This window comes from Uliginosibacterium flavum (genome assembly GCF_040566545.1).
GTDB lineage: Bacteria > Pseudomonadota > Gammaproteobacteria > Burkholderiales > Rhodocyclaceae > Uliginosibacterium > Uliginosibacterium flavum.
On the sequence record NZ_JBEWZI010000001.1, the window covers coordinates 226,486 to 246,880 of the forward strand.

18 protein-coding genes are annotated in these 20,395 nt (G+C 59.4%); 12 read left to right on the forward strand and 6 right to left on the reverse strand.

The window, feature by feature from the left end:
* Positions 1–7: 7 nt before the first annotated feature.
* Together ABXR19_RS00970 and ABXR19_RS00975 are read right to left on the reverse strand one after the other, a co-directional pair.
* Positions 8–1,285 carry a peptidylprolyl isomerase gene (locus ABXR19_RS00970; protein WP_354599199.1) on the reverse strand — a complete coding sequence of 426 codons (1,278 nt, stop codon included), beginning with the start codon at positions 1,283–1,285 and terminating at the stop codon, positions 8–10.
* Positions 1,286–1,322: 37 nt separating this feature from the next.
* Positions 1,323–3,785, reverse strand: coding sequence for an LPS-assembly protein LptD (locus ABXR19_RS00975; protein ID WP_354599200.1), 2,463 nt, complete (start codon positions 3,783–3,785; stop codon positions 1,323–1,325).
* Between the two features lie 304 nt (positions 3,786–4,089).
* Between ABXR19_RS00975 and ABXR19_RS00980 the strand changes: the two genes are divergently transcribed.
* From ABXR19_RS00980 to rlmF, 3 genes are all read left to right on the forward strand, one after another.
* Complete coding sequence (locus tag ABXR19_RS00980) at positions 4,090–5,121, forward strand: aminoglycoside phosphotransferase family protein (RefSeq protein ID WP_435594289.1); 1,032 nt, start codon at positions 4,090–4,092, stop codon at positions 5,119–5,121.
* Entirely contained in the window at positions 5,105–5,467 is a 363-nt protein-coding gene (locus ABXR19_RS00985) for a nucleotide pyrophosphohydrolase (protein ID WP_354599202.1), read from the forward strand. The genes ABXR19_RS00980 and ABXR19_RS00985 overlap by 17 nt, the downstream gene beginning before the upstream one ends.
* 278 nt (positions 5,468–5,745) lie before the next feature.
* On the forward strand, positions 5,746–6,717 hold the full coding sequence (rlmF, locus tag ABXR19_RS00990; RefSeq protein WP_354599203.1) for a 23S rRNA (adenine(1618)-N(6))-methyltransferase RlmF: 972 nt from the start codon (positions 5,746–5,748) through the stop codon (positions 6,715–6,717).
* Between the two features lie 157 nt (positions 6,718–6,874).
* On the opposite strand, the gene ABXR19_RS00995 is transcribed toward rlmF, so the two are convergent.
* Together ABXR19_RS00995 and secA are read right to left on the reverse strand one after the other, a co-directional pair.
* Positions 6,875–7,516: an RpiB/LacA/LacB family sugar-phosphate isomerase gene (locus ABXR19_RS00995; protein ID WP_354599204.1), complete on the reverse strand. Its 642-nt coding sequence runs from the start codon at positions 7,514–7,516 to the stop codon at positions 6,875–6,877.
* Positions 7,517–7,793: 277 nt separating this feature from the next.
* Positions 7,794–10,532 (reverse strand): preprotein translocase subunit SecA, encoded by a 2,739-nt coding sequence (gene secA, locus ABXR19_RS01000; RefSeq protein ID WP_354599205.1) that lies wholly within the window; start codon positions 10,530–10,532, stop codon positions 7,794–7,796.
* A gap of 160 nt (positions 10,533–10,692) precedes the next feature.
* Between secA and ABXR19_RS01005 the strand changes: the two genes are divergently transcribed.
* Complete coding sequence (locus ABXR19_RS01005; protein WP_354599206.1) at positions 10,693–11,136, forward strand: DciA family protein; 444 nt, start codon at positions 10,693–10,695, stop codon at positions 11,134–11,136.
* A 272-nt stretch (positions 11,137–11,408) separates the two neighbouring features.
* Here ABXR19_RS01005 and ABXR19_RS01010 read toward each other — a convergent pair whose 3' ends face one another.
* Both ABXR19_RS01010 and lpxC read right to left on the reverse strand, forming a co-directional pair.
* Positions 11,409–11,597 (reverse strand): hypothetical protein, encoded by a 189-nt coding sequence (locus tag ABXR19_RS01010; RefSeq protein WP_354599207.1) that lies wholly within the window; start codon positions 11,595–11,597, stop codon positions 11,409–11,411.
* Entirely contained in the window at positions 11,597–12,520 is a 924-nt protein-coding gene (lpxC, locus tag ABXR19_RS01015; RefSeq protein ID WP_354599208.1) for a UDP-3-O-acyl-N-acetylglucosamine deacetylase, read from the reverse strand. Before lpxC ends, ABXR19_RS01010 begins: the two co-directional genes overlap by 1 nt.
* A 136-nt stretch (positions 12,521–12,656) precedes the next feature.
* Between lpxC and amrB the strand changes: the two genes are divergently transcribed.
* From amrB to ABXR19_RS01055, 8 genes are all read left to right on the forward strand, one after another.
* The gene (gene amrB, locus ABXR19_RS01020) at positions 12,657–13,472 is read left to right on the forward strand and encodes an AmmeMemoRadiSam system protein B (protein WP_354599209.1); all 816 of its coding nucleotides are present in this window, start codon (positions 12,657–12,659) and stop codon (positions 13,470–13,472) included.
* 14 nt (positions 13,473–13,486) lie between these two features.
* Entirely contained in the window at positions 13,487–14,053 is a 567-nt protein-coding gene (gene amrA / locus ABXR19_RS01025) for an AmmeMemoRadiSam system protein A (protein ID WP_354599210.1), read from the forward strand.
* On the forward strand, positions 14,050–15,123 hold the full coding sequence (amrS, locus tag ABXR19_RS01030; protein ID WP_354599211.1) for an AmmeMemoRadiSam system radical SAM enzyme: 1,074 nt from the start codon (positions 14,050–14,052) through the stop codon (positions 15,121–15,123). The genes amrA and amrS overlap by 4 nt, the downstream gene beginning before the upstream one ends.
* Complete coding sequence (locus ABXR19_RS01035; RefSeq protein ID WP_354599212.1) at positions 15,120–15,815, forward strand: alpha/beta hydrolase; 696 nt, start codon at positions 15,120–15,122, stop codon at positions 15,813–15,815. The genes amrS and ABXR19_RS01035 overlap by 4 nt, the downstream gene beginning before the upstream one ends.
* Before the next feature lie 71 nt (positions 15,816–15,886).
* Positions 15,887–16,405 carry a putative metalloprotease CJM1_0395 family protein gene (locus tag ABXR19_RS01040; RefSeq protein ID WP_354599213.1) on the forward strand — a complete coding sequence of 173 codons (519 nt, stop codon included), beginning with the start codon at positions 15,887–15,889 and terminating at the stop codon, positions 16,403–16,405.
* A 200-nt stretch (positions 16,406–16,605) separates the two neighbouring features.
* Positions 16,606–17,718, forward strand: coding sequence for a pectinesterase family protein (locus ABXR19_RS01045; protein WP_354599214.1), 1,113 nt, complete (start codon positions 16,606–16,608; stop codon positions 17,716–17,718).
* 266 nt (positions 17,719–17,984) lie between these two features.
* Positions 17,985–19,031, forward strand: coding sequence for a hypothetical protein (locus ABXR19_RS01050; RefSeq protein WP_354599215.1), 1,047 nt, complete (start codon positions 17,985–17,987; stop codon positions 19,029–19,031).
* 300 nt (positions 19,032–19,331) lie between these two features.
* Entirely contained in the window at positions 19,332–20,363 is a 1,032-nt protein-coding gene (locus ABXR19_RS01055; RefSeq protein WP_354599216.1) for a hypothetical protein, read from the forward strand.
* The last annotated feature ends 32 nt before the right edge of the window (positions 20,364–20,395 follow it).

Below are 20,395 nucleotides of genomic sequence, written 5' to 3' on the forward strand. Positions count from 1 at the left end.
GCCCACCTTACTCGGGCTTGATTTCCACCCAGGCCGAGTCGCGCATCTGGCGCAACCAGTCCTCATAGGCCTCGTCCATCTTGCGTTCGCGCAAAGCCTGACGCGCCTCCATCTTGCGACGGTCGGCAGTGACATCCACTTTCTTGCGCTCCAGCACCTGGATCAAGTGCCAGCCAAACGGAGTCTCGACCGCAGCACTGATCTCACCCGGCTTGAGGGCATTCATCGCACGCTCAAATTCCGGCACGGTATCCCCGGGCGACAACCAGCCCAGTTCACCGCCCTTGGCTGCGGTGATGTCGGAGGAGTGCACACGCGCCATTTCGGCAAAATCCACACCACCACGAATCCGGGCAGCAATATCGTCAAGACGACGACGCTCCTTGGTCGCATCGCTTGCCGCGCTGGTGCGCACCAGAATATGGCGCGCATGCGTCTGTTCAATTTCGACCTTGCTTTCAACTGCATCGCGCATATCGATCAGCTTGAAGATATGCAGGCCGGCCGCACTGCGCAGTGTCTTGCTGACCTCGCCCTTGCGCATGCCCGGTAAGCCTTCGGCGAAAATCGAAGGAACCCGTTCTAGCGGACGCCAATCCAGCGAGCCGCCCTGCAGGGCATCCTGCGAAGCGGAATACGTCGCCGCCAACTTGGCAAAATCATCGCCCTGACGAATCAGGCGCTGAACATCGTCAGCGCGCAGATTCAAGGCATTCAACTGTTCGGGTGTTGCCCCTTCCGGCGCACGCAACAGAATGTGGGAAAGCAGATATTCACGTGCCTTGGGCGCCGTCGCGCCAGCAGCCAGCAGCGCATCAACTTCACCCTGACTGACCGTGATGCGCGCATCGACTTCGCGCTCACGCAGGCGTGACATCATGATTTCATTGCGAATATTGCTGCGGAACTGCTCCCATGTGTAACCCTCGGTCGCCACAGCCTTGGGCAAATCAGCGACCGGTAATTTGTTCTGCTCGGCAATCCGTCCGATCGCACGATCCAGAGCAACATCATCCACCGTGACACCGCGCAATTTGGCCGTCTGCAGCTGGACGCGATCCAGCACCATCCGGTCCAGTACCTGACGACGCAACAAGCTGGCTGCCGGCGCCTGGGTTCCCTGTGTCGCAAGCTGACGTTCAGCCTGCGCAATCCGCGATCTGAGCTCTGACGCGGTAATAACCTCGTCATTCACCACGGCAACAACACGATCAAGTTCAGCTGCATGCGCAACAGCCGACAACAGCAAGAAGGCCAGCAGGCCACGGGTCAGGCTTTTCATCATGATTGCAACAGGCATAGTCTCGTAAAACATAAGTGAATCAGGGTTGAGTGGCATCACCGAACATCGGATCGCCTACTCCGGGCTCGTTGATCTTGCCATAACCGGTCACGCTGCGCTTGAGCAGACTGACCGGATTGGAACCCAGCGAAGCCAGCCCATTGAACTCGAGCTGCAAAAACACCGAGTTATTCCGCGTCTGGCCATTCGACTGGGCGGTCGTCAACAAGGTCTGCCACACACCACGCACCACCCAGCAATCACCCTTGTACTCCAGTCCGCCAATTGCCTCGGTCAATCGATGGTCACGCATGTTCAGATTGTAACGCCCGACACCATACCAATTGCCCCATAAAGGCCACTGTGCCGAGACATCCAGATCGCGGGAGCCGGCAACACCAGGACTCGGATCACGCACATAACGATAACTGATTGAGGCTGTCTTGGAAAAATCCGGCTGATAACGCAGGGATGTCGTCGCACGCTGCCACAAGCCAACTCGCGGATCGTACTGCACGGCATTGTCCGTCCACAAATCGCGACGTATCCGTCCGGATACGGCACCCAGCATATTCGCAAACCGTCCGGAACGCGGAGTCTCTCCGGGGAGCGTCACGCGCTGCTCCGCAAAGTAATAACGCTGGGCCAGCGCCACGCGCAGCCATTCCTCACCGGAAGAGTTTTCAATCATGCGCGACTGCAGCCCGGCAGTCAGCTGATTGGCGTCCGCAATCCGATCCTGCCCCGAGTAACGATTTTCCGAAAAAATCTGTGCGAAATTAAAATCCGCCAGCCCGGAGTCAAACACCGGAATATCGCTCTGATCGCGATAGGGTGTATGCACGTAATACAAGCGTGGCTCGAGAGTCTGAGTCTGGTCCTTGTCCCCGGATGTCGTATTGCGCTCGAAGACCACCCCGGAATCCAGAGATACGGTCGGAACGCTTCTGCCAATGGTCGAACTCCCGGAGCCATCCCGCCCGTCGATTTCGTAACGGCTAAGATGCGCACCAACTTTCGGCGTCAGATAGAACGCCGAATTCTGCAACGGGTAGGCTATCTGCGGATTCATCGCCATGCGCCTGCCCTCAACCGCAGTCGGATGAGCAAAATCCGTATATTCAACGGGCATCAACATGGACATGCCGTGAAAATCAGTTTGTTTTGCCAGCGCCGTAAACTGCGGCATGCGGTTATAAGGCACGCCATTTTCCGGCTGCAAAACTTGATAGCGTTGCACGAGAAGTCCCCCGGAAAGCCATGTCCCGCTGTTGTAGTTCAGATTAGCCTGCTGATTCAGGGAAGACTGAGAAGTAGAGGCTATCTTCGAGCTCAGGTCAGAAAAATAAGTTTTATCCGACACCTGCGCAGCATCAACGGCGCCGCTCAAGCCATACCCAAAATTCTGGTTATGCTTCCACGAATAAAGGGATCGCGATGTCTGCGTCACCTTATCTTCGTTCAAATACTCACCACGCAAGGTGCCACTACTTAATGGTGTGAGATAACGAGTCTCTCCGCCGACTTGCAGGCCCCGCTCGCTCATCCAGCGTGGCGCCACGGTGGCATCATAGTTCGGAGCAATATTGAAATAGTACGGTACGGTTGCATCAAAGCCCGTGCTATTGGTTGCGCCAAGAGTCATAGGTAAAAACCCCGACTGCCGCCCACCATTAAGCGGGAATTCAGCCCAGGGCATATAGGCAATTGGCACGCCTTTGAATATCAGACGACTATGCGTAGCCTCGCCTTTGTCGCGATCAAAATCCAGCTCCAGATCGCTCATGCGCAAGTACCAGGAAGGATCCGGCGCCGGACAAGTCGTATAGGTGGAATTGGTAAGACGGTAGTGATTCTCGCCCTCCAGATTCAGCAAATCGGCATTGCCGGATCCGGAGATCAGTTGCGTCAACGGTCTTGCAGGACGACCGGATGTGGGCCGAGAATCCACGCTCACGTGCCGCTCACGTTGCAACTGATAACTGGGCGACTCGAACTCGCCGAACCATGTATCCAGATTCATGTGCGCGCTCGGACCTTCGATCAGATCAGCGCCACGCTCCAACCTGACGTTACCCTTCGCCTGCACTTCATTCGCGACCTGATCGTAATAGAGGCGGTCACTGGTCAACACCATATTGCCCCGCTCCAGACGCACATTACCCACAGCGGTCATCTCGACCTGATCGCGCCCATCTATGCGCCCGGCTTCGATCTGGGTGGCACGCGGATCGCGCGGCGTCGCTGGATTCGCTAGTGGCAGCAAGACTTCGGCCGCCTTGATTGCCGCAGCTGAACGTGGTTTGGCAGGCTGCACTGCCGGCCGGCTTTGACCGGTGCCCGGCACAGGCGCCACGGTCTGCGCCAGAAGCGCACCCGGCAAGGCCGCCAACACGGCCAGAACCAACAGACGCGGGCGGGAACTCCAGCCGGGTAAGGTATGACGCAAGCGACAGGTTCGGTTCATGAGCGCCTTGCTGAGTAAATCGAGGAACGGCGGCATGGATGTGCCGGCCGGGTTTGGTAAGATTGCCGGGCATTTTACATGAGCACGTAGGGTCTGTTGATATACATTCGCCGGTCGCGCTCGTGGTGCTTTGGGCGCGGAACAAGGCGCAGCGCCGAAGTCAGGGTGGTCCCCTGACAAGAAGCTGCAACACAGTTCCGTGCTCAAAGCGCCCGAGCCCTGCGGGTTGAAGCGTATGGCTCGTGGCACTGCGTTGCGCTCCTTGTGTGGAGGACCACTCCACACGGCGTCACACGCCTTGTTCCACAAGCCATACGCTTCAACGCGATCCGCCGAATGTATGTCAACAGACCCTAACCCAGAACCGGAGCACGCCTTGCATCGTCAGCAACTAATTCACACTTGGCTAGAAAAAACCCTGCCCGGCAGCCCTTTTACCCTCGCTCCAGCCTCCGCCGACGCCAGTTTCCGGCGCTATTTCCGCGCCAGCTTTGCCGACGGCAGCACCCGCATCATCATGGATGCGCCGCCAAGTCATGAAGATTGCCGCCCCTACCTGCATGTCGGCGAGTTGTTCCGCGCTGCAGGCGCGCATGTGCCCGAAGTCTTCGCGCAGGATCTGGAGCAAGGCTTCCTGCTCCTCTCCGACCTTGGCTCCACGACCTATCTCGCTGCCCTGACACCCGACAACGCCAACGCGCTGTATGCCGACGCGCTCGGCGCCCTCGCGGCCATCCAGCAGGCCAGCCGCCCCGGCGTGTTGCCTGAATACGACCGCGCCCTGCTGCTGCGCGAGATGATGCTGTTCCCTGAGTGGTACATCGCTCGCCACAAGGGCATTACTTTGTCGGATGCCGAGACGGCCGAACTGCTACAGGTTTTCGAGGCCATCATCGCCGTGAATCTGGCCGAGCCGCAGGTTTTCGTGCACCGCGATTTCCACAGTCGCAACCTGATGACATCCAGTCCCAACCCAGGCGTGCTCGACTTTCAAGATGCCGTTTACGGCCCGATCACCTATGATCTGGCCTCGCTGTTCAAGGACGCCTACATCCATTGGGAAGAAGCCCAGAGCCTGGACTGGCTCGTGCGCTACTGGGAAATCGGCCGCCAGCTTGGCCTGCCGGTGCGCGCCGATTTCAACGATTTCCACCGCGACTACGAATTCATGGGTGCCCAGCGCCACATCAAAGTGCTCGGCATCTTCGCCCGCCTGTGCCACCGCGACGGCAAGGAGGCCTACCTCAAGGACATGCCGCTGGTCATGCACTACCTGCGTAGCGCCTGCCAGCGCTACCGCGAACTGCGCCCGCTGCTAAAGCTGCTGAACAAGCTCGACCCCGTGGAGGTGCAAGTTGGCTATACCTTCTGAAACCACACGCCTACTCCATACCGCCGCGCTGGAAGAAGCTCTGGCCGAATTCGCCCATGCGCGCGATTGGGATCGCTTCCACACTCCGCGCAACCTGTTGCTGGCGTTAACCGGCGAAGTGGGCGAACTGGTTGAAATCTTCCAGTGGCTCACCGACTCGCAGGCGGAAGCCATCATGACAAGCGACAAGGCCGAGCACGTGCGTCAGGAAGTCGCCGACGTCTTCCTCTACCTCACGCGTCTGGCCATGGTGCTCGGCATTGATCTGGACGCCGCCGTACAAGACAAGATCGCCATGAACGCACGTAAATATCCGGCGAACCCGGAAGGATCGAAACTGGGTTGAAGACTGGGGACTGGGGGACTGGGGACTGGGGAAGTATGGCCGGAGATCCGCGCCAGTCAATATTTTTCACGATACCTATCTGAAGACACTTACCGGAAGCGGGTCTGCAAGCATGCATCGCCGGGACGCTTGTCCAGTGCGGCTCTTGAGCATGCCTGCGGAAACAGATACCCAGCCCCTGCTCCTCCGGAGACGTTCACGCCGCGCCTGCGGGGCAGCAGCAAGCCTTTTCTGTTAAGGTGCGCCCCAAACATTTCAGCCCTGTCCCTGCCTGCACCATGTCCCAGAATAAGAGCTTTCCCACCGTCAAAAACGGCCTGCACCCGCGCAATCTGCACCGGGAGCGCTACGACTTCCCCGCGCTGATCGCCAGCCACCCGGCTCTCGCCGCCTTCGTGCTGACCAACGCCTATGGCGATGCGTCCATCGACTTTGCCGATCCGGCCTCGGTAAAGATGCTCAACAGCGCCTTGCTCGCCCATTTTTACGGCATCAAGCACTGGGACATTCCACCCGGTTACCTGTGCCCGCCGATCCCCGGCCGCGCCGACTATCTGCACAACATTGCCGACCTGCTCGCCGAGAGCAATGGCGGCGAGATTCCGCTGGGTGACACGGTACGCGGCCTCGATGTCGGCGTCGGCGCCAACGCCATCTACCCCATGCTCGGCCGCGCCATCTACGGCTGGCAATTCGTCGGCACCGAGATCGATCCGGTTGCCGTCAAGAATGCCGAGAAGATTTTCGCCGACAACGCCTGCCTTGCCGGTGGCCTTGAAACCTACTCACATGCCTATCCCGAAGACATCCTGCAGACCGCCGTGCGCGCCAGCGAATACTTCGACTTCACCCTGTGCAACCCGCCCTTCCACGCCTCGGCCGAAGAATCCGCCGCTGGCTCGCAACGCAAGCTGCGCAACATCGGCAAGGCCGTCACCGAAAAGCCGCTGCTCAATTTCGAAGGGCAAAGCCACGAGTTGTGGTGCGAAGGTGGCGAAGTCGAATTCATCCGCCAGATGATCCGCCAGAGCCGCCCGCTCGCGCACCAATGCCTGTGGTTCAGCACGCTGGTGTCCAAACTCGACAACCTGCCGATGATCTACGCCGAGATCGAACGCGTCGGCGCCCGCAACATGCGCACCCTGGACATGGCCCAAGGTCAGAAAATCAGCCGCGCGGTGGCCTGGAGTTTTTACACGCTGGACGAGATGCAGGAATGGGCGCGCAACCGGCGCAAGAAGGCACGCTAAAACGCAAGCATGCTGCAAAGCCGCTCTGCGCGGGCGTCTTCAGTATGGTGTCTTGCAGAGGCTTATTGGAAGCGGCTCTTGAGCAAGCCCCCTGAAATTTTCGCCCACAAAAAAGCCGACCTCGAAAGGTCGGCTTTTTTGTTTCTGCCTATGACAATCAGGCAGCCAGCACGCCCTTGACGTAGGCGGTGATAGCTTCGTCCTGGCTGTTGGCGAAGAAATATTCCTGGAACTTGTCGCCAGCAATGGCGGCCTTCACGAGGTCCTGATCGATGGCCTTCAGAGCGCTCACGATGTCCTTGGTGGCGGCAGCCTTGACATCCTTCAGGATGCCGCGGTTCTTGGCCATGATGGCGGCGCGCTCTTTCGGATAACCCAGACCGCGCTCGCCGTCGAACAGCTTGCGATACACATCTTGCAGGTTCAGTTCGGCAGCCCAACCGAAACCCTTGGCGTAGGCCATGGAGATGGCGTTGCCGTCATTGATCTGGCCGAACAGGAAGGCATCGGTCGGATCGACCACGAGACCGCAGAACACGCCCGGCATCGAGTTGCAAGCCAGCATGGCGCCCATGCCCGTGCCACAGCCGGTGACGACGAAGTCAGCAGCCTTGGAATTCAACAGGATGCCAGCCAGGATGCCGTTCATCACGTAGGTGAGCGAGCAAGCGTCTTCGGCGGAGTACATGCCGTAGTTGAACACTTGGTGGCCCAGCGGCTCGGCAACGGTGCGCAGCGCGGTTTCGATAACGCCGTTCTTGGCGGCCTGGCTGTTTTCACTGATCAGTGCGATTTTCATGTTGTGTTCCTTTTAAAAAAGAGGGGTGCTGCGATATCGAATAATTTCAACTTCTTGTTACTGCATTTGTCTCAAATTTGAGACTGGCCAAAATCCGGTTCCAACTTCAGCCCGACTCAAAAAACCAGGCTCAAAGCCCAGCTTTTTGTTTTTCAACAAAGCCCAAACCGGGCGTTGGCAGAAAACGTAGCGAGCGGCCCGAGGTCGAAGCGAGGAGCAGATACGTACGATTAGTACGTTGAGCACCGGAGCTTCGAGATCGGGACGCGCAGTAGTTTTATGCCAATGCCCCGTGGCATTGTTTGTATTTCTTGCCGGATCCACAGGGACATGGATCATTGCGGCCAACCCGCAACCCGGTATTTTCAAACGGCATCGGCTTTTTCTCGGCCGTTGCGGCGGTCGCCAACGCCTCTTCGTAATCTGCGTGCTGGTATTGCACATTGCTGACGCCCGGACGCACTTCGGCGGCTTCTTCGATCTGCTCTTCGGAACGGATCTGCACGGTCATGAGCAGACGCACGACTTCGCTGCGCACCTGATCCAGCAGGGATTCAAAAAGCTGGAAAGCTTCGCGCTTGTATTCCTGTTTCGGATCTTTCTGGGCGTAGCCACGCAAATGGATGCCTTGGCGCAAGTGATCAAGCGCAGACAGATGCTCGCGCCAGTGCTGGTCGAGGCTATTGAGCATGACGTTGCGCTCGAAACCGGCCCAAGCTTCCGGGTTCACGTTTTTGACCTTGTCGACGTAAGCCTGATCGGCGACTTCAAGCACGCGCTTGAGCAGATCGTCATCAGAGAGGCTAGTCTCTTTTTTCGCCCACTCAGCGACCGGAATTTCCAGACCGTATTCAGCCTTGAGTGCCGTCTCGAAGCCCGCCAGTTTCCACTGCTCTTCAACCGATTCCGCCGGCACATAAACACGGAAGAGTTCGACGATAACGCTTTGACGCATCGAGGTGATGGTCTCGGCGATGTCGGTAGCTTCCAGCAATTCATTCCGCTGGTGGTAGATCACGCGACGCTGATCGTTGGCCACATCGTCATACTCAAGCAGTTGCTTGCGCATGTCGAAGTTGCGTTGTTCAACCTTGCGCTGAGCGGATTCGAGCGAACGATTGACCATGGCGGCTTCGATCGGCTCGCCCTCGGGCATCTTCAGACGCACCATGATCGCGTTCAGACGCTCGCCACCAAAGATCTTCATCAGCGGATCTTCCAGCGACAGGTAGAAGCGGCTGGCGCCGGCGTCGCCCTGACGACCGGAACGGCCGCGCAACTGGTTGTCGATCCGGCGGGATTCGTGGCGCTCCGTGCCTATGATCTTCAGACCACCTGCAGCCAGCACCTGCTCATGCACACTCTGCCATTCGTTGCGCAGCTTGGTGACCTTGTAGGCTTTCTCGCTATCGCTCAGCGCGGGATCTTCCTTGATCTGCGCGGTCTGCTTGTCGATGTTGCCGCCCAGCACAATGTCGGTACCACGGCCGGCCATATTGGTCGCAATCGTGATCACGCCAGGACGACCGGCCTCGGCCACGATCTCCGCTTCGCGCGCATGCTGTTTGGCATTGAGCACGTTGTGCGGCAGCTTCTCACGGTTCAGCAAGTCGGACAGCAACTCGGAATTTTCAATCGAAGTGGTGCCGACCAGCACGGGCTGGCCGCGCAGATGACAATCCTTGATGTCGGCAATGATCGCTGCGTGCTTTTCATTTGCGGTGCGATAGACCAGATCATTCATGTCGATCCGGATCATGTCCCGATGGGTCGGAACCACCACGGTTTCCAGCCCGTAAATCGAGTGAAACTCGAAGGCTTCGGTATCCGCCGTACCGGTCATGCCGGCGAGCTTGCCGTACATGCGGAAGAAGTTCTGGAAGGTGATCGAGGCCAGGGTCTGGTTCTCGGAATTTATCTTCACGCCTTCCTTGGCTTCCACCGCCTGATGCAGGCCGTCGGACCAGCGGCGCCCCACCATCAGACGGCCGGTGAATTCATCGACGATCACCACTTCATTGTTCTGCACCACATACTGCTGATCCTTGTGGAACAGCGAGTGCGCGCGCAGCGCTGCGTACAGGTGGTGAATCAGCAGGATGTTGCCCGGCTCGTACAGGCTGGCGCCTTCGGTCAACAAACCCAGACGCACGAGAATTTCTTCGGCGTGATCGTAACCCTGCTCGGTCAGCAGCACCTGATGCTGCTTCAGATCGACCGTGTAGTCGCCCGGCACGGTAACCGGATCCTGCTCGGTGCCCTCACCCTTCTGCTCGGTGAGCAGCGGTGCGACGGCGTTAATCTTGACGTAGAGCTCGGTGTGATCTTCAGCCTGGCCAGAAATGATCAGCGGCGTGCGCGCTTCATCAATCAGGATCGAATCCACTTCATCGACGATGGCAAAGTTCAGACCGCGCTGGGCACGTTGCGGAACCTCATACACCATGTTGTCACGCAGGTAGTCGAAGCCGTATTCGTTGTTGGTACCGTAGGTGATGTCGCTGGCGTAGGCCGCGAGCTTTTCTTCCTGCGGCTGCTGCGAATAGATCACTCCCACGCTCATGCCAAGGAAGCGATAGATGCGCCCCATCCACTCGGCATCGCGGCGAGCCAGATAATCATTCACCGTCACCACATGCACGCCCTTGCCGGTCAGTGCATTCAGATACACGGGCAGGGTCGCGGTCAGGGTCTTGCCCTCACCGGTGCGCATTTCGGCGATCTTGCCGTTATGCAGCACCATGCCGCCGACCATCTGCATGTCGAAGTGACGCATGCCATGCACGCGCACGCCGGCTTCGCGCACCACCGCAAAGGCCTCGGGCAGCAAGGCGTCAAGCGCCTCGCCCTGAGCCAGACGGGCTTTGAATTCAGCCGTCTTGCCGAGCAACTGCTCATCACTCAGAGCCTGAATCTGCGGCTCCAAGGCGTTAATGGCACGCACTTTCTGCATGTACTGGCGGACTAGCCGATCATTGCGGCTACCGAACACTTTCTTGAGCAGGCCTTGGATCATTTTGTATTTATTGAGAAAAAGCGGCAAAACGGGCATTCTAACATGCAGCCCACCCACAAGCCCGCTAACGATGCGGACCCGACCCCATTCATGCTTGCAGGCTTGCGTTAAGGCAAACCCGCTCTCCTCCTGAACTTCTGCTCATGTTGGGCTTCTTTCCATGGCCACAAGCCCTATCAACAAACTATTCCGCCAGTCGGAAGTTCTCTCCCGCCTGCAGGACCACGCGAATCGCCTGATCCGTCTGCAACGCAAGCTGGATGCAGCCCTGCCTGCGTCCTCGCGCGGCGCGGCGCAAGTCGCCAATTTGCTGGATGGAGAGTTGATCCTGCACGCCACCTCACCCGTAATGGCTACGCGCCTCAAACTCGGCCTGCAAACGCTGAAGGCCAATCTGCAGGCGGCAGGCGAACCGGTTCAGTCGATCACGGTAAAGGTTCGCGTCAATCCCTTTCTGGGCAAGGCGGAGGCCGACGAAGTGAAAGTCCGCCCGATTGGCGAAGGCGGCCGGGAGGCCTTGCTCCATCTGAGTGAAGGACTCGAAGCGGATGATCCGCTGGCCAAGGCGCTGAAGCGCATCGTGGAAAGAAGTGCGAAAAAATAAGTGCTGAGTGCTGAGTGCTGAGTGCTGAGTGCTGAGTGCTGAGTGCTGAGTGCTGAGTGCTGAGTGCTGAGTGCTGAGTGCGCGGGCAGCATATTCCGGGAGCCGCGCCTAGTAAGCCTCTTCAGCATACCAATCCGAAGATTAGCTCGCGCATTGGTTCTGCAACACACCCTCCCGAAGATGCTTACTAGGCGCACCTCTGCAAACGAGCCCACTCAGCACTCAGTCCTCATTGCTCAGCACTCCGCCGCAGGCGGGCAGCTCAGCACTTTTTACAGAATTGGCGCAATCAGCCGTTCGAGAATGAACAGCGCCATGAAGACCAGCGCCACCACCACACCATAGCGGAACAAATTCCAGGCCCAGGTGAAGTAATGCTTCTGGCGCGAGAGGATGCCCAGCCCCACGCACAGCGCTATCGCCAGCAGCAGCAAGAGGCCGATTGCGCGCAGGATCAGCATCAGGCGAAGGCCATTTGAATGGTGAGCTGGCCGCGCAGGGTTTCGGGCAGCACGGCATCGTCTTCGAAGGTAACGATCTCCCAGGCGTCCTTGTCTTCCAGCAACACGCGCAGGATCTGGTTGTTCAGCGCATGGCCGGCCTTGTTGGCAACGTAATGGGCCAGCAGCGGATGGCCGCACAGATACAGATCACCAATCGCATCGAGGATCTTGTGCTTCACGAACTCATCGTCGTAGCGCAGGCCGTCGGCGTTCAGCACCTTGTATTCATCCAGCACGATGGCGTTATCCAGACTGCCGCCCTGCGCCAGCCCCATACCGATCAGCACTTCAAGATCCTGCACGAAACCGAAGGTGCGGGCGCGCGCCACGTCCCGGGCATACTGCTGGGAGGCGAAATCAACGGTGATGTCGGTCGCGGTATTGTCGATGGCCGGATGGTTGAAGTGAATCGCAAAACTGAGCTTGAATCCGTCGTAAGGCAGCAGGCGCACGTACTTGTCGCCCTCGACATATTCGACGGCCTTCTTCACGCGCAGAAAACGCTTGGGCGCGTTCTGCACTTCGAAACCTACGGACTGCAGCAGGAACACAAAGGGCGCGGCGCTGCCATCGAAAATCGGAATTTCCGGTGCATCGACATCCACATAGCAGTTATCCACGCCCAGCCCGGACAAGGCCGACATCAGATGCTCCACGGTACCGATCTTGGCGCCGTCCTTTTGCAGGCCTGAACACATGCGCGTATCAACCACGGCGTACGGATCGCAAGGCAACTCCACCGGCGGATCCAGATCCACGCGGCGGAACACGATGCCGGTATCGGGCGCAGCCGGGCGCAGGATCATTTCCACGCGGCGCCCGCCGTGCAGACCAATTCCGGTCGCCTTCACCACTGCCTTGAGGGTTCTTTGCCTGATCACTACCGATATCCTGTTGTTGTCTAACCAAGTTTTCACCTGAAGTTTAACATCGCCATGCCGACTGCCGGGCAGCGCAAGGGGGGATGGGTCCGACATCGCTACCTATAATCAGGATAGTTGCCTCTCTGGAGTCATCATGGCCAGCCAACCCATCCGTCCCGCTGCGGTCGCCGGTGTTTTTTACCCGGCCGATGCACATACGCTCGCCGCCCAGGTGCAGAACCTGCTGGCCCACGCCACACCTGCCGGCCATCAGCCCGCGCCCAAGGCACTGATTGTGCCGCATGCCGGCTACATTTACTCCGGCCCGGTTGCTGCCAGCGCCTACGCACTACTGGAACCCCTGCGCGACGTGATCCGCCGCGTAATCCTGCTCGGCCCCAGTCATCGCGTCGGTTTTCAGGGCATCGCGCTGCCCAGTTGCGCCGCCTTTGCGACCCCGCTGGGACTGGTTGAAATCGACAGCGAAGCGGTATTCGCCATCGCGCAACATCCCGGCGTGATTTTCGAAGACCGTGCCCACGCACAGGAGCACGCGCTGGAAGTGCAACTGCCTTTCCTGCAGACCGTACTGGATCATTTCCGCATCCTGCCGTTAACGCTTGGCATGATCGACGCCAACACCACTGCAAATCTGCTCGACGCCCTGTGGGGCGGGCCGGAGACCCTGATTCTGGTTAGCTCCGACCTGTCGCACTTCAATCCCTACGCAATCGCGCAGCGCGATGACCGGGCCAGCATCGATCAGGTACTGGCGCTGGAGCCTCCGCTGACGCACGAGCAGGCCTGTGGCGCCACCGGCATCAACGCCCTGCTGCTGGCGGCAAGCCGTCACAAGCTCTCACCGCGCCTGCTGGATTTGCGCAATTCGGGCGACACCGCCGGTGATCGCTCGCGTGTCGTCGGCTACGCGGCCGTCAGCTTCGTCCCCTCACTACACAATACGCACTGACGAGGAATCCGCTCATGCCTGATCGCGCCGAGCTTGCCCAACTCCCCGGCCCCCTGCTCCTCGCCCACGCTCGCGCCGCCATTGCCGCACAGCTCAGTCTGCCCGTCCCCTCTGTACCTGATCATCCCGCCTTGCACAACCCCGGCGCAAGCTTTGTCACCCTGACCCGCCAAGGCCAGTTGCGTGGCTGCATCGGTCACCTTGCGCCCGTCCAGACACTGGGCGCGGATGTTCGTGAAAACGCGCTGGCAGCCGCCTTCCGCGACCCGCGCTTTCCTCCGGTGAAAGCCGCTGAATGGCCCGAGATTGCCATCGAAGTCTCGGTACTCGGCCCGGCCACCTTCACCCACTGCCCAACCGAAGAAGACTGCCTGCGCCAGATCGTGCCCTTCGAAGACGGCGTCATCCTCATCAGCGGCTCACGCCGCGCCACCTTCCTGCCGCAGGTATGGGAGCAATTGCCCGACCCCCAGGAATTCATCGCCCACCTGCTGCAGAAAGCCGGTCTGCCTGTCGCCTTGTGGCCTTCGGACATGCAGCTGGGTCGCTATCAGGTGCAGAAATTCAAGGAAGAACCATGAACCATCCGGCCCGCTGGTGGCACACGCTCCCGGACGGTCGCATCCAGTGCGACCTGTGCCCGCGCGACTGCCACCTGCATGAGGGCCAGCGCGGCGCCTGCTTCGTACGCGAACGCGTCGGCGACGCGATGGTGCTGAATACCTATGGCCGCAGCTCCGGCTTCTGCATTGATCCCATCGAGAAAAAACCGCTGAACCACTTCTATCCGGGCAGCAGCATCCTGTCCTTCGGCACCGCCGGCTGCAATCTGGCCTGCAAGTTCTGCCAGAACTGGGACATCTCCAAGTCCCGCGACATGGATCGGCTGATGGACGCCGCCTCGCCGCTGGCGATTGCCCGTGCCGCGCGCAATGTCGGCGCCACCAGCGTCGCCTTCACCTACAACGACCCGGTGATTTTCGCCGAGTACGCCATCGACATCGCCGTGGAATGCCATGTCGAGAATGTACGCACCGTCGCGGTGACGGCGGGCTACATTCACGCCGAACCGCGCCGCGAGTTTTTCGCCGTAATGGACGCAGCCAATGTCGACCTGAAAGGCTTCAGCGACGAGTTTTACGTCAAGCTCTGTGGCGCCCATCTGGCCCCGGTCCTCGATACCCTGGTGTGGCTGAAACACGAAAGCCGGACCTGGCTGGAGATCACCACGCTGCTGATTCCCGGCGCCAATGACAGCGATGCCGAAATCACCGCCATGAGCCAATGGATCGCGCGCGAACTGGGGCCGGATGTACCCCTGCACTTCACCGCCTTCCACCCCGACTACAAGCTCACCGACCGCCCGGCCACACCGCTCGCCACCGTACAGCGCGCTCGCCACATCGCCCGCAGCGAAGGCCTGCAGCACGTATACACCGGCAACGTGCAGGACCCCGCTGGCGCCATCACCCACTGTGCGCACTGCGCCACACCCTTGATCGAACGCGATGGCTATGCAATCCTCAAATATCGCCTCACGCCTGAAGGCCTTTGTCCGGACTGCAGCACGCCGCTGGCTGGCCACTTCGCTGCGCAGGCAGGCAAATTCGGCAACCGCCGCATACCGATCCAATTGTCTGTAAACCCATGAAACCGATGCACCTGCGCCACACCGACATCCGCATCCAGGCCGAGCGCGCCTGGCTGGACGCCTTGCTCACCTTCGCGCCGGACGTGCGTGGCCTGATCATCTGCGCCGCACCCTACATCGGCCACCTGCGCGGCTCACGCGACAATTACGCCTCCGGCATCCTGCACGAGGCAGGCTATGGCACGCTGCTGGTCAGCATGCTGACGCCCTACGAAGAGAGCCGCGACCCCGACGTGCGCTATGACGTGTCCCTGCTCGGCAACCGCCTGAACGCGCTGCTCACCTGGATCGACCAGCAGGCGGGCCTGAGCGACATGCCACTGGGTCTGCAGGCCACCGGCACTGTGGTCGCCGCCAGCATCCGCCATCTGGTGCGCGAACCGCATCGCGTCAGCGCGCTGGTCAGCCGCGCCGGCCGGGCCGATCTGGCTGGTGCCGATCCGCTGCGCCGCCTGTCCGTACCGATCCTGCTGCAAGTACCCGGCGAAGCACGCGACTTGCTCAAACCCAGCCAGCAGGCCTACGCACACCTGAGCGGCAACAAGCAATGGCACGAGATCAGCAATGCCAGCGCCGGCTTCATCGAACCCGGCGCCCTCGAATCCATTACCCGCGAAGCCTCTGACTGGTTTCTCCAACACCTGCCCGCCCGTCCGCTGCCACCGGCCGCTGAAGATACCCCGACCGCCTGAAGGCCCGCTGCGCCCTGTCTTGCAGGGCAGATCTGGCCTAGGCTGAAATAGGTATTTTCGAGGGGGTCGGCATGATCTCCAGCGTGTCATCCGCCAGTGCCAGTTCCAGCTACGCATCCACTCCCGCGCAGGACAGCGCGCGCGCCAGCGCCTCGTCTGAGGTCTCCGGCAAGGAAAAATCCGTCGCCCAGCAAAAAGCCGACGAACGCACGATTGCCGCCCTCGCGGCTAGCGACCGCAAGGTGCGCGCCCACGAAGCCGCCCATATTGCTGCCGCGCAAGGCCTGGCCGTCAGCGGCGCCAGTTTCACCTACACCACAGGGCCCGATGGCAAACGCTATGCCGTGGGTGGCGAAGTCAGCATCGGCGCCAGCCCCGCCAACACCCCCACCGAAACCCTGCTCAAAGCCGCCAGCATCCGCCGCGCCGCGCTGGCACCAGTCGACCCTTCTGCGCAAGACCGTTCCGTCGCCGCCATGGCCGACCGCATGGGCGCCGATGCACGCCTCGCCCTCAGCCGTGAACAAGCCGCTGCCTACACGCGCAACGAGCCCAGCCAAACCGGCGCCTTGCTCGATATAGCGGCCTGAAGAGCCGCAGCGCGCGGACTTCTTCAGCCCTCATTGCCGCACAGCGCCATCCGGCGGCCCTCTGCAAGCAGCCTGTCTGCACAAGTCCGCTCGGTGCGGCTGTATGGCATGCCGTGCATGAGACCGAAAACAATCCAGATTCCGCCCTGCCGCAAACAGCGCTATCCTCGCGTTTTTCATCCCGCCCGGAGCCTGCTCACATGCCGCTCACCCGCCGCAAATTCCTCGCCCACAGCGGCCTCACGCTGGCCGCCCTTTCACTCGGCGCCTGCGCTGGCAGCCCGGCCAAACTCCGCACCGGCCCGGATGCCGTCGTCGACGCCAGCTTCAACGGCAAGCCTGGCAATCTCGTCAATGGCACGCCCACCTACAAAACCGTGCAGGAAGCACTCGATGCAGCCCCGGTTTTCGGTGGCGACTGGCAGATCAAACTGCGCAAGGGACGCTACGTCGAAAAACTCACCCTCACCAAATCCGGCATCCACCTGATCGGCGAAGACCGCGAGCAGACCATCATCAGCTTCAATGCCTATGCCGGCCAGATGAAACCCGCGGGCGGCCTGTGGGGCACCGACGGCAGCGCCACGCTGACCATCCGAACCACGGACTTCAGCGCTGAAAACCTGACGATCGAAAACAGCTTCGACTATCTGGCCAACGCCGCACTCGACCCGTCCAACCCTGCCTATATCCGGGGCTCGCAGGCACTTGCCGTTTACATCGGCGGCCAGTCCGACCGCGCCAGCTTCCGCAACGTGAAGCTCAGCGGCTATCAAGACACGCTGTGTCCCTACGTCGGCCGAGCCCACTTCGAGCGCTGCCAGATCAGCGGCAATGTCGACTTCATCTTCGGTGGCGGCCAGGCCTGGTTCGAAGAATGCGAACTCATCACCCGCCCCGCCGGCCGCGTCACCAGCAAGGTCGGCTTCGTCACCGCCCCCAGCACCTCCATCAACAAGAGATACGGCTTTGTTTTCAAGCGCTGCAAGCTGCTGCGTGAAAACGCCCAAGTCCCTGTCGCCTGCAGCCCGCTAGGTCGCCCATGGCACCCAAATGGCGACCCGCAAGCCATTGGCAGCGCGGTCTTCATCGAATGCTGGATGGACGATCACATCAACCCCGACGGCTGGGACTCGATGAGCAACACCAACAAGGCCGGCGAACGCGTCACCTTCACCCCCGAAGACTCACGCTTCTTCGAATACAAGAGCAGCGGGCCGGGCGCAGTGATCAACCCCAAGCGCCGTCAGCTCATAGAAGCACAGCTGGCCGACTACACCCGCGACAAAGTGCTGGATGGGTGGAAGCCCTGAGGCACAGAGGGCATGCGCACACCATTCAGCTTACACAAGCAACACGACTGGTGAGTCGCATCCGCATTGGGTATGCAGCATGCTGTACTGAAGAGTCAATGTGGGCGCGACTTTTCAACCAAGCATGCGCAAGACCCTCGCGCCAGACCAATTGCGCCAGGACAAAACACATGAAGCTCCGCCCGAAAGGACTGGAGCCACCCGTCAAAACCCCACTAAAATCCGCCAGCCATTTCAACAACTAAAGATGCAAAAAAGGGGACGCAATGCGTTTGAAAAAATATCTGCTCGGCACGCTCGCGGCGGCAAGCCTGATCTGGACGGGATCTGCGCAAGCAGCACTGTCCTACATGACCGTCGGCGACATACTCAAAGTCAGCGGTAAAGCCGAAGTTGGCGATGTTGAAAAACTTGCCACCAAACTCACTCCGGCAATCAAGACAGTTGTCCTGCAATGGCCAGATGGCTGGAACTGGACCCTGGCCCGCGACCTGGCCAAAGAAATCGAAAAACGCAAACTCACCACGGTCGCTCACGGCTCCTGCAACAGCTACACCTGCGCCATGATGTTCCTGTCCGGCGAACAACGCATGTTCAGCGCCGCAGGCCGCCCAGAAATCCATTACGTATCGCTGAGCTTCTGGGAAGCCAATACCGGCAGCAACCATGCCATTACGTCGGACAACAGTACGATGGATGACATTTTGACTTGGTGGTCGGGCCACACAAAACTGAGCGGCAGCGATTTGCGCGTCTATCACGCATCCATCTTCTATACCCGTGGCAATACCTACTACAACGACCGGAAGGTCTTTTTCCCATCCGAGATAAAAACCCCGAACAGAAACGTTCTGCACTGCGCCGGAGAGTTGCAGGAAAAAACGGGCATGAACGTCTGGTTCCCCGACTGCATGCCGGTCAAGGACGCTACGGCCCTCTCGAAGGGCATCGTCACGACCAATGAGCGGTTCGCCCATCCCTCCCTTGAGTTCAAATCCGACATGGCAGCGCCTGCTGCGACCGGTTTCGCGAAGCTGGAAGACATGCCGGCCCTCAAACTGTCCGACGCATGCCAGACCGCCTACAAGGACTATCTGAAACATCCAAATCCGCGCGCTTTTGCTGTCAGCGAAAACGGGAACTGCTACTGGGCCAGCCCTCAATCAACCGCGCCTTACAGCATCGCCCTGAACAACTGCAACAAGGCCAACAACAACGCCTGTCGGTTCTATGCAGCGGATGATCAGGTGGTCTTCACGCCTTTCGACCAAGCGTTGCCTGAGGTAGCTCCGGCCAAGACCGCCTCCAACTGATTGATCGCAGCTATACAAGCCCCGCCTACCCTCACTTGAAAAGCCGCACCCCGCTTGACTCTCCGCAGCACCCTGCCGTAGAGCCAAGCAGGGTGCGGCTCTTCAAGGTGTAGCAAATGACGATCTGTACAAAGCGACGCGCTCCAGACGCAAAAACACAAGCATTGCGCCGCCGCACATCGCCGGACAACCAATCCCACAAGGCATAAAACTGCGCTAATACCGTACTACGCTATGCTCGCCGTTCAACCATATAAAGCGTCAAATCATTTCAATCAAAAATACAAAGGGAAATCACACATGCAGCATCTCAAACGCACTATTTTCCTTGCCCTGCTGGCCACCATCGGCATCTTCACGACAGGCGCCGCGCAAGCGGATTTGAGCTTCTTCAAACGTGGCGGAGTCATGAAAATCTCCGGCAAGGCTGTGGCAGCAGACGTAACCAAACTCAAGGAACAACTGACTCCGGATATCAAGACCATCGTTCTTTATGCGCCAAGCAACGGCAGTTGGACCGATATCCGGGAGATGACGGACCTCATAGAGAAGGCCGAAGTCACAACGGTTGCACACGGCACCTGCTCCACCCTGATCTGCAGTGCCCTGTTCCTGTCAGGCAAGCAGCGCCTGTTCAGCGGAGCATTGCGGCCTGAGGCAAACTCGGTGCGCGTCGCTATAGGTGAAGGGCATTTCCCCCAGGAAAACGAGAGCAAAGGAACAAAGTGGAACGAGGTAATGGACTGGTATCGCGGACATAGCAATCTGGGCTATTCCAACACAAAGTACCTGCACAAAGATTTCATTCGCGCACCCGGCGTCCTGCCAGTTGAAGCCAAAGTATTCTTCCCTGTCAGCGCCAAAACATCCAAGGGCAACACCATTCACTGCTGGGGAAACAAACAGAATCTTCATGAAGACTGTGAAGCGGTGTCCGATCTTGATGCGCTAAAAGCCGGAATCGTAACGAGTGCAGATCTCTTCCTGAATGCCGAGGAACTCAAAGAGGTGAGTGACATCGCCCCACCAGCACCAACCAGCTTTGCCAAACTTGAAGACGCCCCTCCCTCACCAGCCAGCGACGCCTGTCGTGATCGCTACAAGGATTTCTTGCGTTATGACTCACCGCGTGCGTTCGTCATCACATCAAATGGAGGCTGCTACTTCAACAGCGCTCAAACAGCCACCCCTTACCGTACGCCAATAGAGCGTTGCAAAAAGGAGCGCTCGACTGCCGAGTGCCGTTTCTATGCGGTTGATGACAAAGTAGTATTTACTCCATTCGATCAATCTCTTCCCGAAGCGGTTTCTGGTAAAACAGCATCCAACTGATTGATCGGGTTGACATCCAAGCCGGGCCGTCG

What these genes read in the sequence shown, in the direction of transcription:
- ABXR19_RS00970 (WP_354599199.1), bottom strand. Translation starts at nt 1,285, where the DNA reads ATGATGAAAAGCCTGACCCGTGGCCTGCTGGCCTTCTTGCTGTTGTCG.
- ABXR19_RS00975 (WP_354599200.1), bottom strand. Translation starts at nt 3,785, where the DNA reads ATGCCGCCGTTCCTCGATTTACTCAGCAAGGCGCTCATGAACCGAACC.
- ABXR19_RS00980 (WP_435594289.1), top strand. Translation starts at nt 4,090, where the DNA reads ATGTCAACAGACCCTAACCCAGAACCGGAGCACGCCTTGCATCGTCAG.
- rlmF (WP_354599203.1), top strand. Translation starts at nt 5,746, where the DNA reads ATGTCCCAGAATAAGAGCTTTCCCACCGTCAAAAACGGCCTGCACCCG.
- ABXR19_RS00995 (WP_354599204.1), bottom strand. Translation starts at nt 7,516, where the DNA reads ATGAAAATCGCACTGATCAGTGAAAACAGCCAGGCCGCCAAGAACGGC.
- secA (WP_354599205.1), bottom strand. Translation starts at nt 10,532, where the DNA reads ATGATCCAAGGCCTGCTCAAGAAAGTGTTCGGTAGCCGCAATGATCGG.
- ABXR19_RS01005 (WP_354599206.1), top strand. Translation starts at nt 10,693, where the DNA reads ATGGCCACAAGCCCTATCAACAAACTATTCCGCCAGTCGGAAGTTCTC.
- ABXR19_RS01010 (WP_354599207.1), bottom strand. Translation starts at nt 11,597, where the DNA reads ATGCTGATCCTGCGCGCAATCGGCCTCTTGCTGCTGCTGGCGATAGCG.
- amrB (WP_354599209.1), top strand. Translation starts at nt 12,657, where the DNA reads ATGGCCAGCCAACCCATCCGTCCCGCTGCGGTCGCCGGTGTTTTTTAC.
- amrA (WP_354599210.1), top strand. Translation starts at nt 13,487, where the DNA reads ATGCCTGATCGCGCCGAGCTTGCCCAACTCCCCGGCCCCCTGCTCCTC.
- amrS (WP_354599211.1), top strand. Translation starts at nt 14,050, where the DNA reads ATGAACCATCCGGCCCGCTGGTGGCACACGCTCCCGGACGGTCGCATC.
- ABXR19_RS01035 (WP_354599212.1), top strand. Translation starts at nt 15,120, where the DNA reads ATGAAACCGATGCACCTGCGCCACACCGACATCCGCATCCAGGCCGAG.
- ABXR19_RS01040 (WP_354599213.1), top strand. Translation starts at nt 15,887, where the DNA reads ATGATCTCCAGCGTGTCATCCGCCAGTGCCAGTTCCAGCTACGCATCC.
- ABXR19_RS01045 (WP_354599214.1), top strand. Translation starts at nt 16,606, where the DNA reads ATGCCGCTCACCCGCCGCAAATTCCTCGCCCACAGCGGCCTCACGCTG.
- ABXR19_RS01050 (WP_354599215.1), top strand. Translation starts at nt 17,985, where the DNA reads ATGCGTTTGAAAAAATATCTGCTCGGCACGCTCGCGGCGGCAAGCCTG.
- ABXR19_RS01055 (WP_354599216.1), top strand. Translation starts at nt 19,332, where the DNA reads ATGCAGCATCTCAAACGCACTATTTTCCTTGCCCTGCTGGCCACCATC.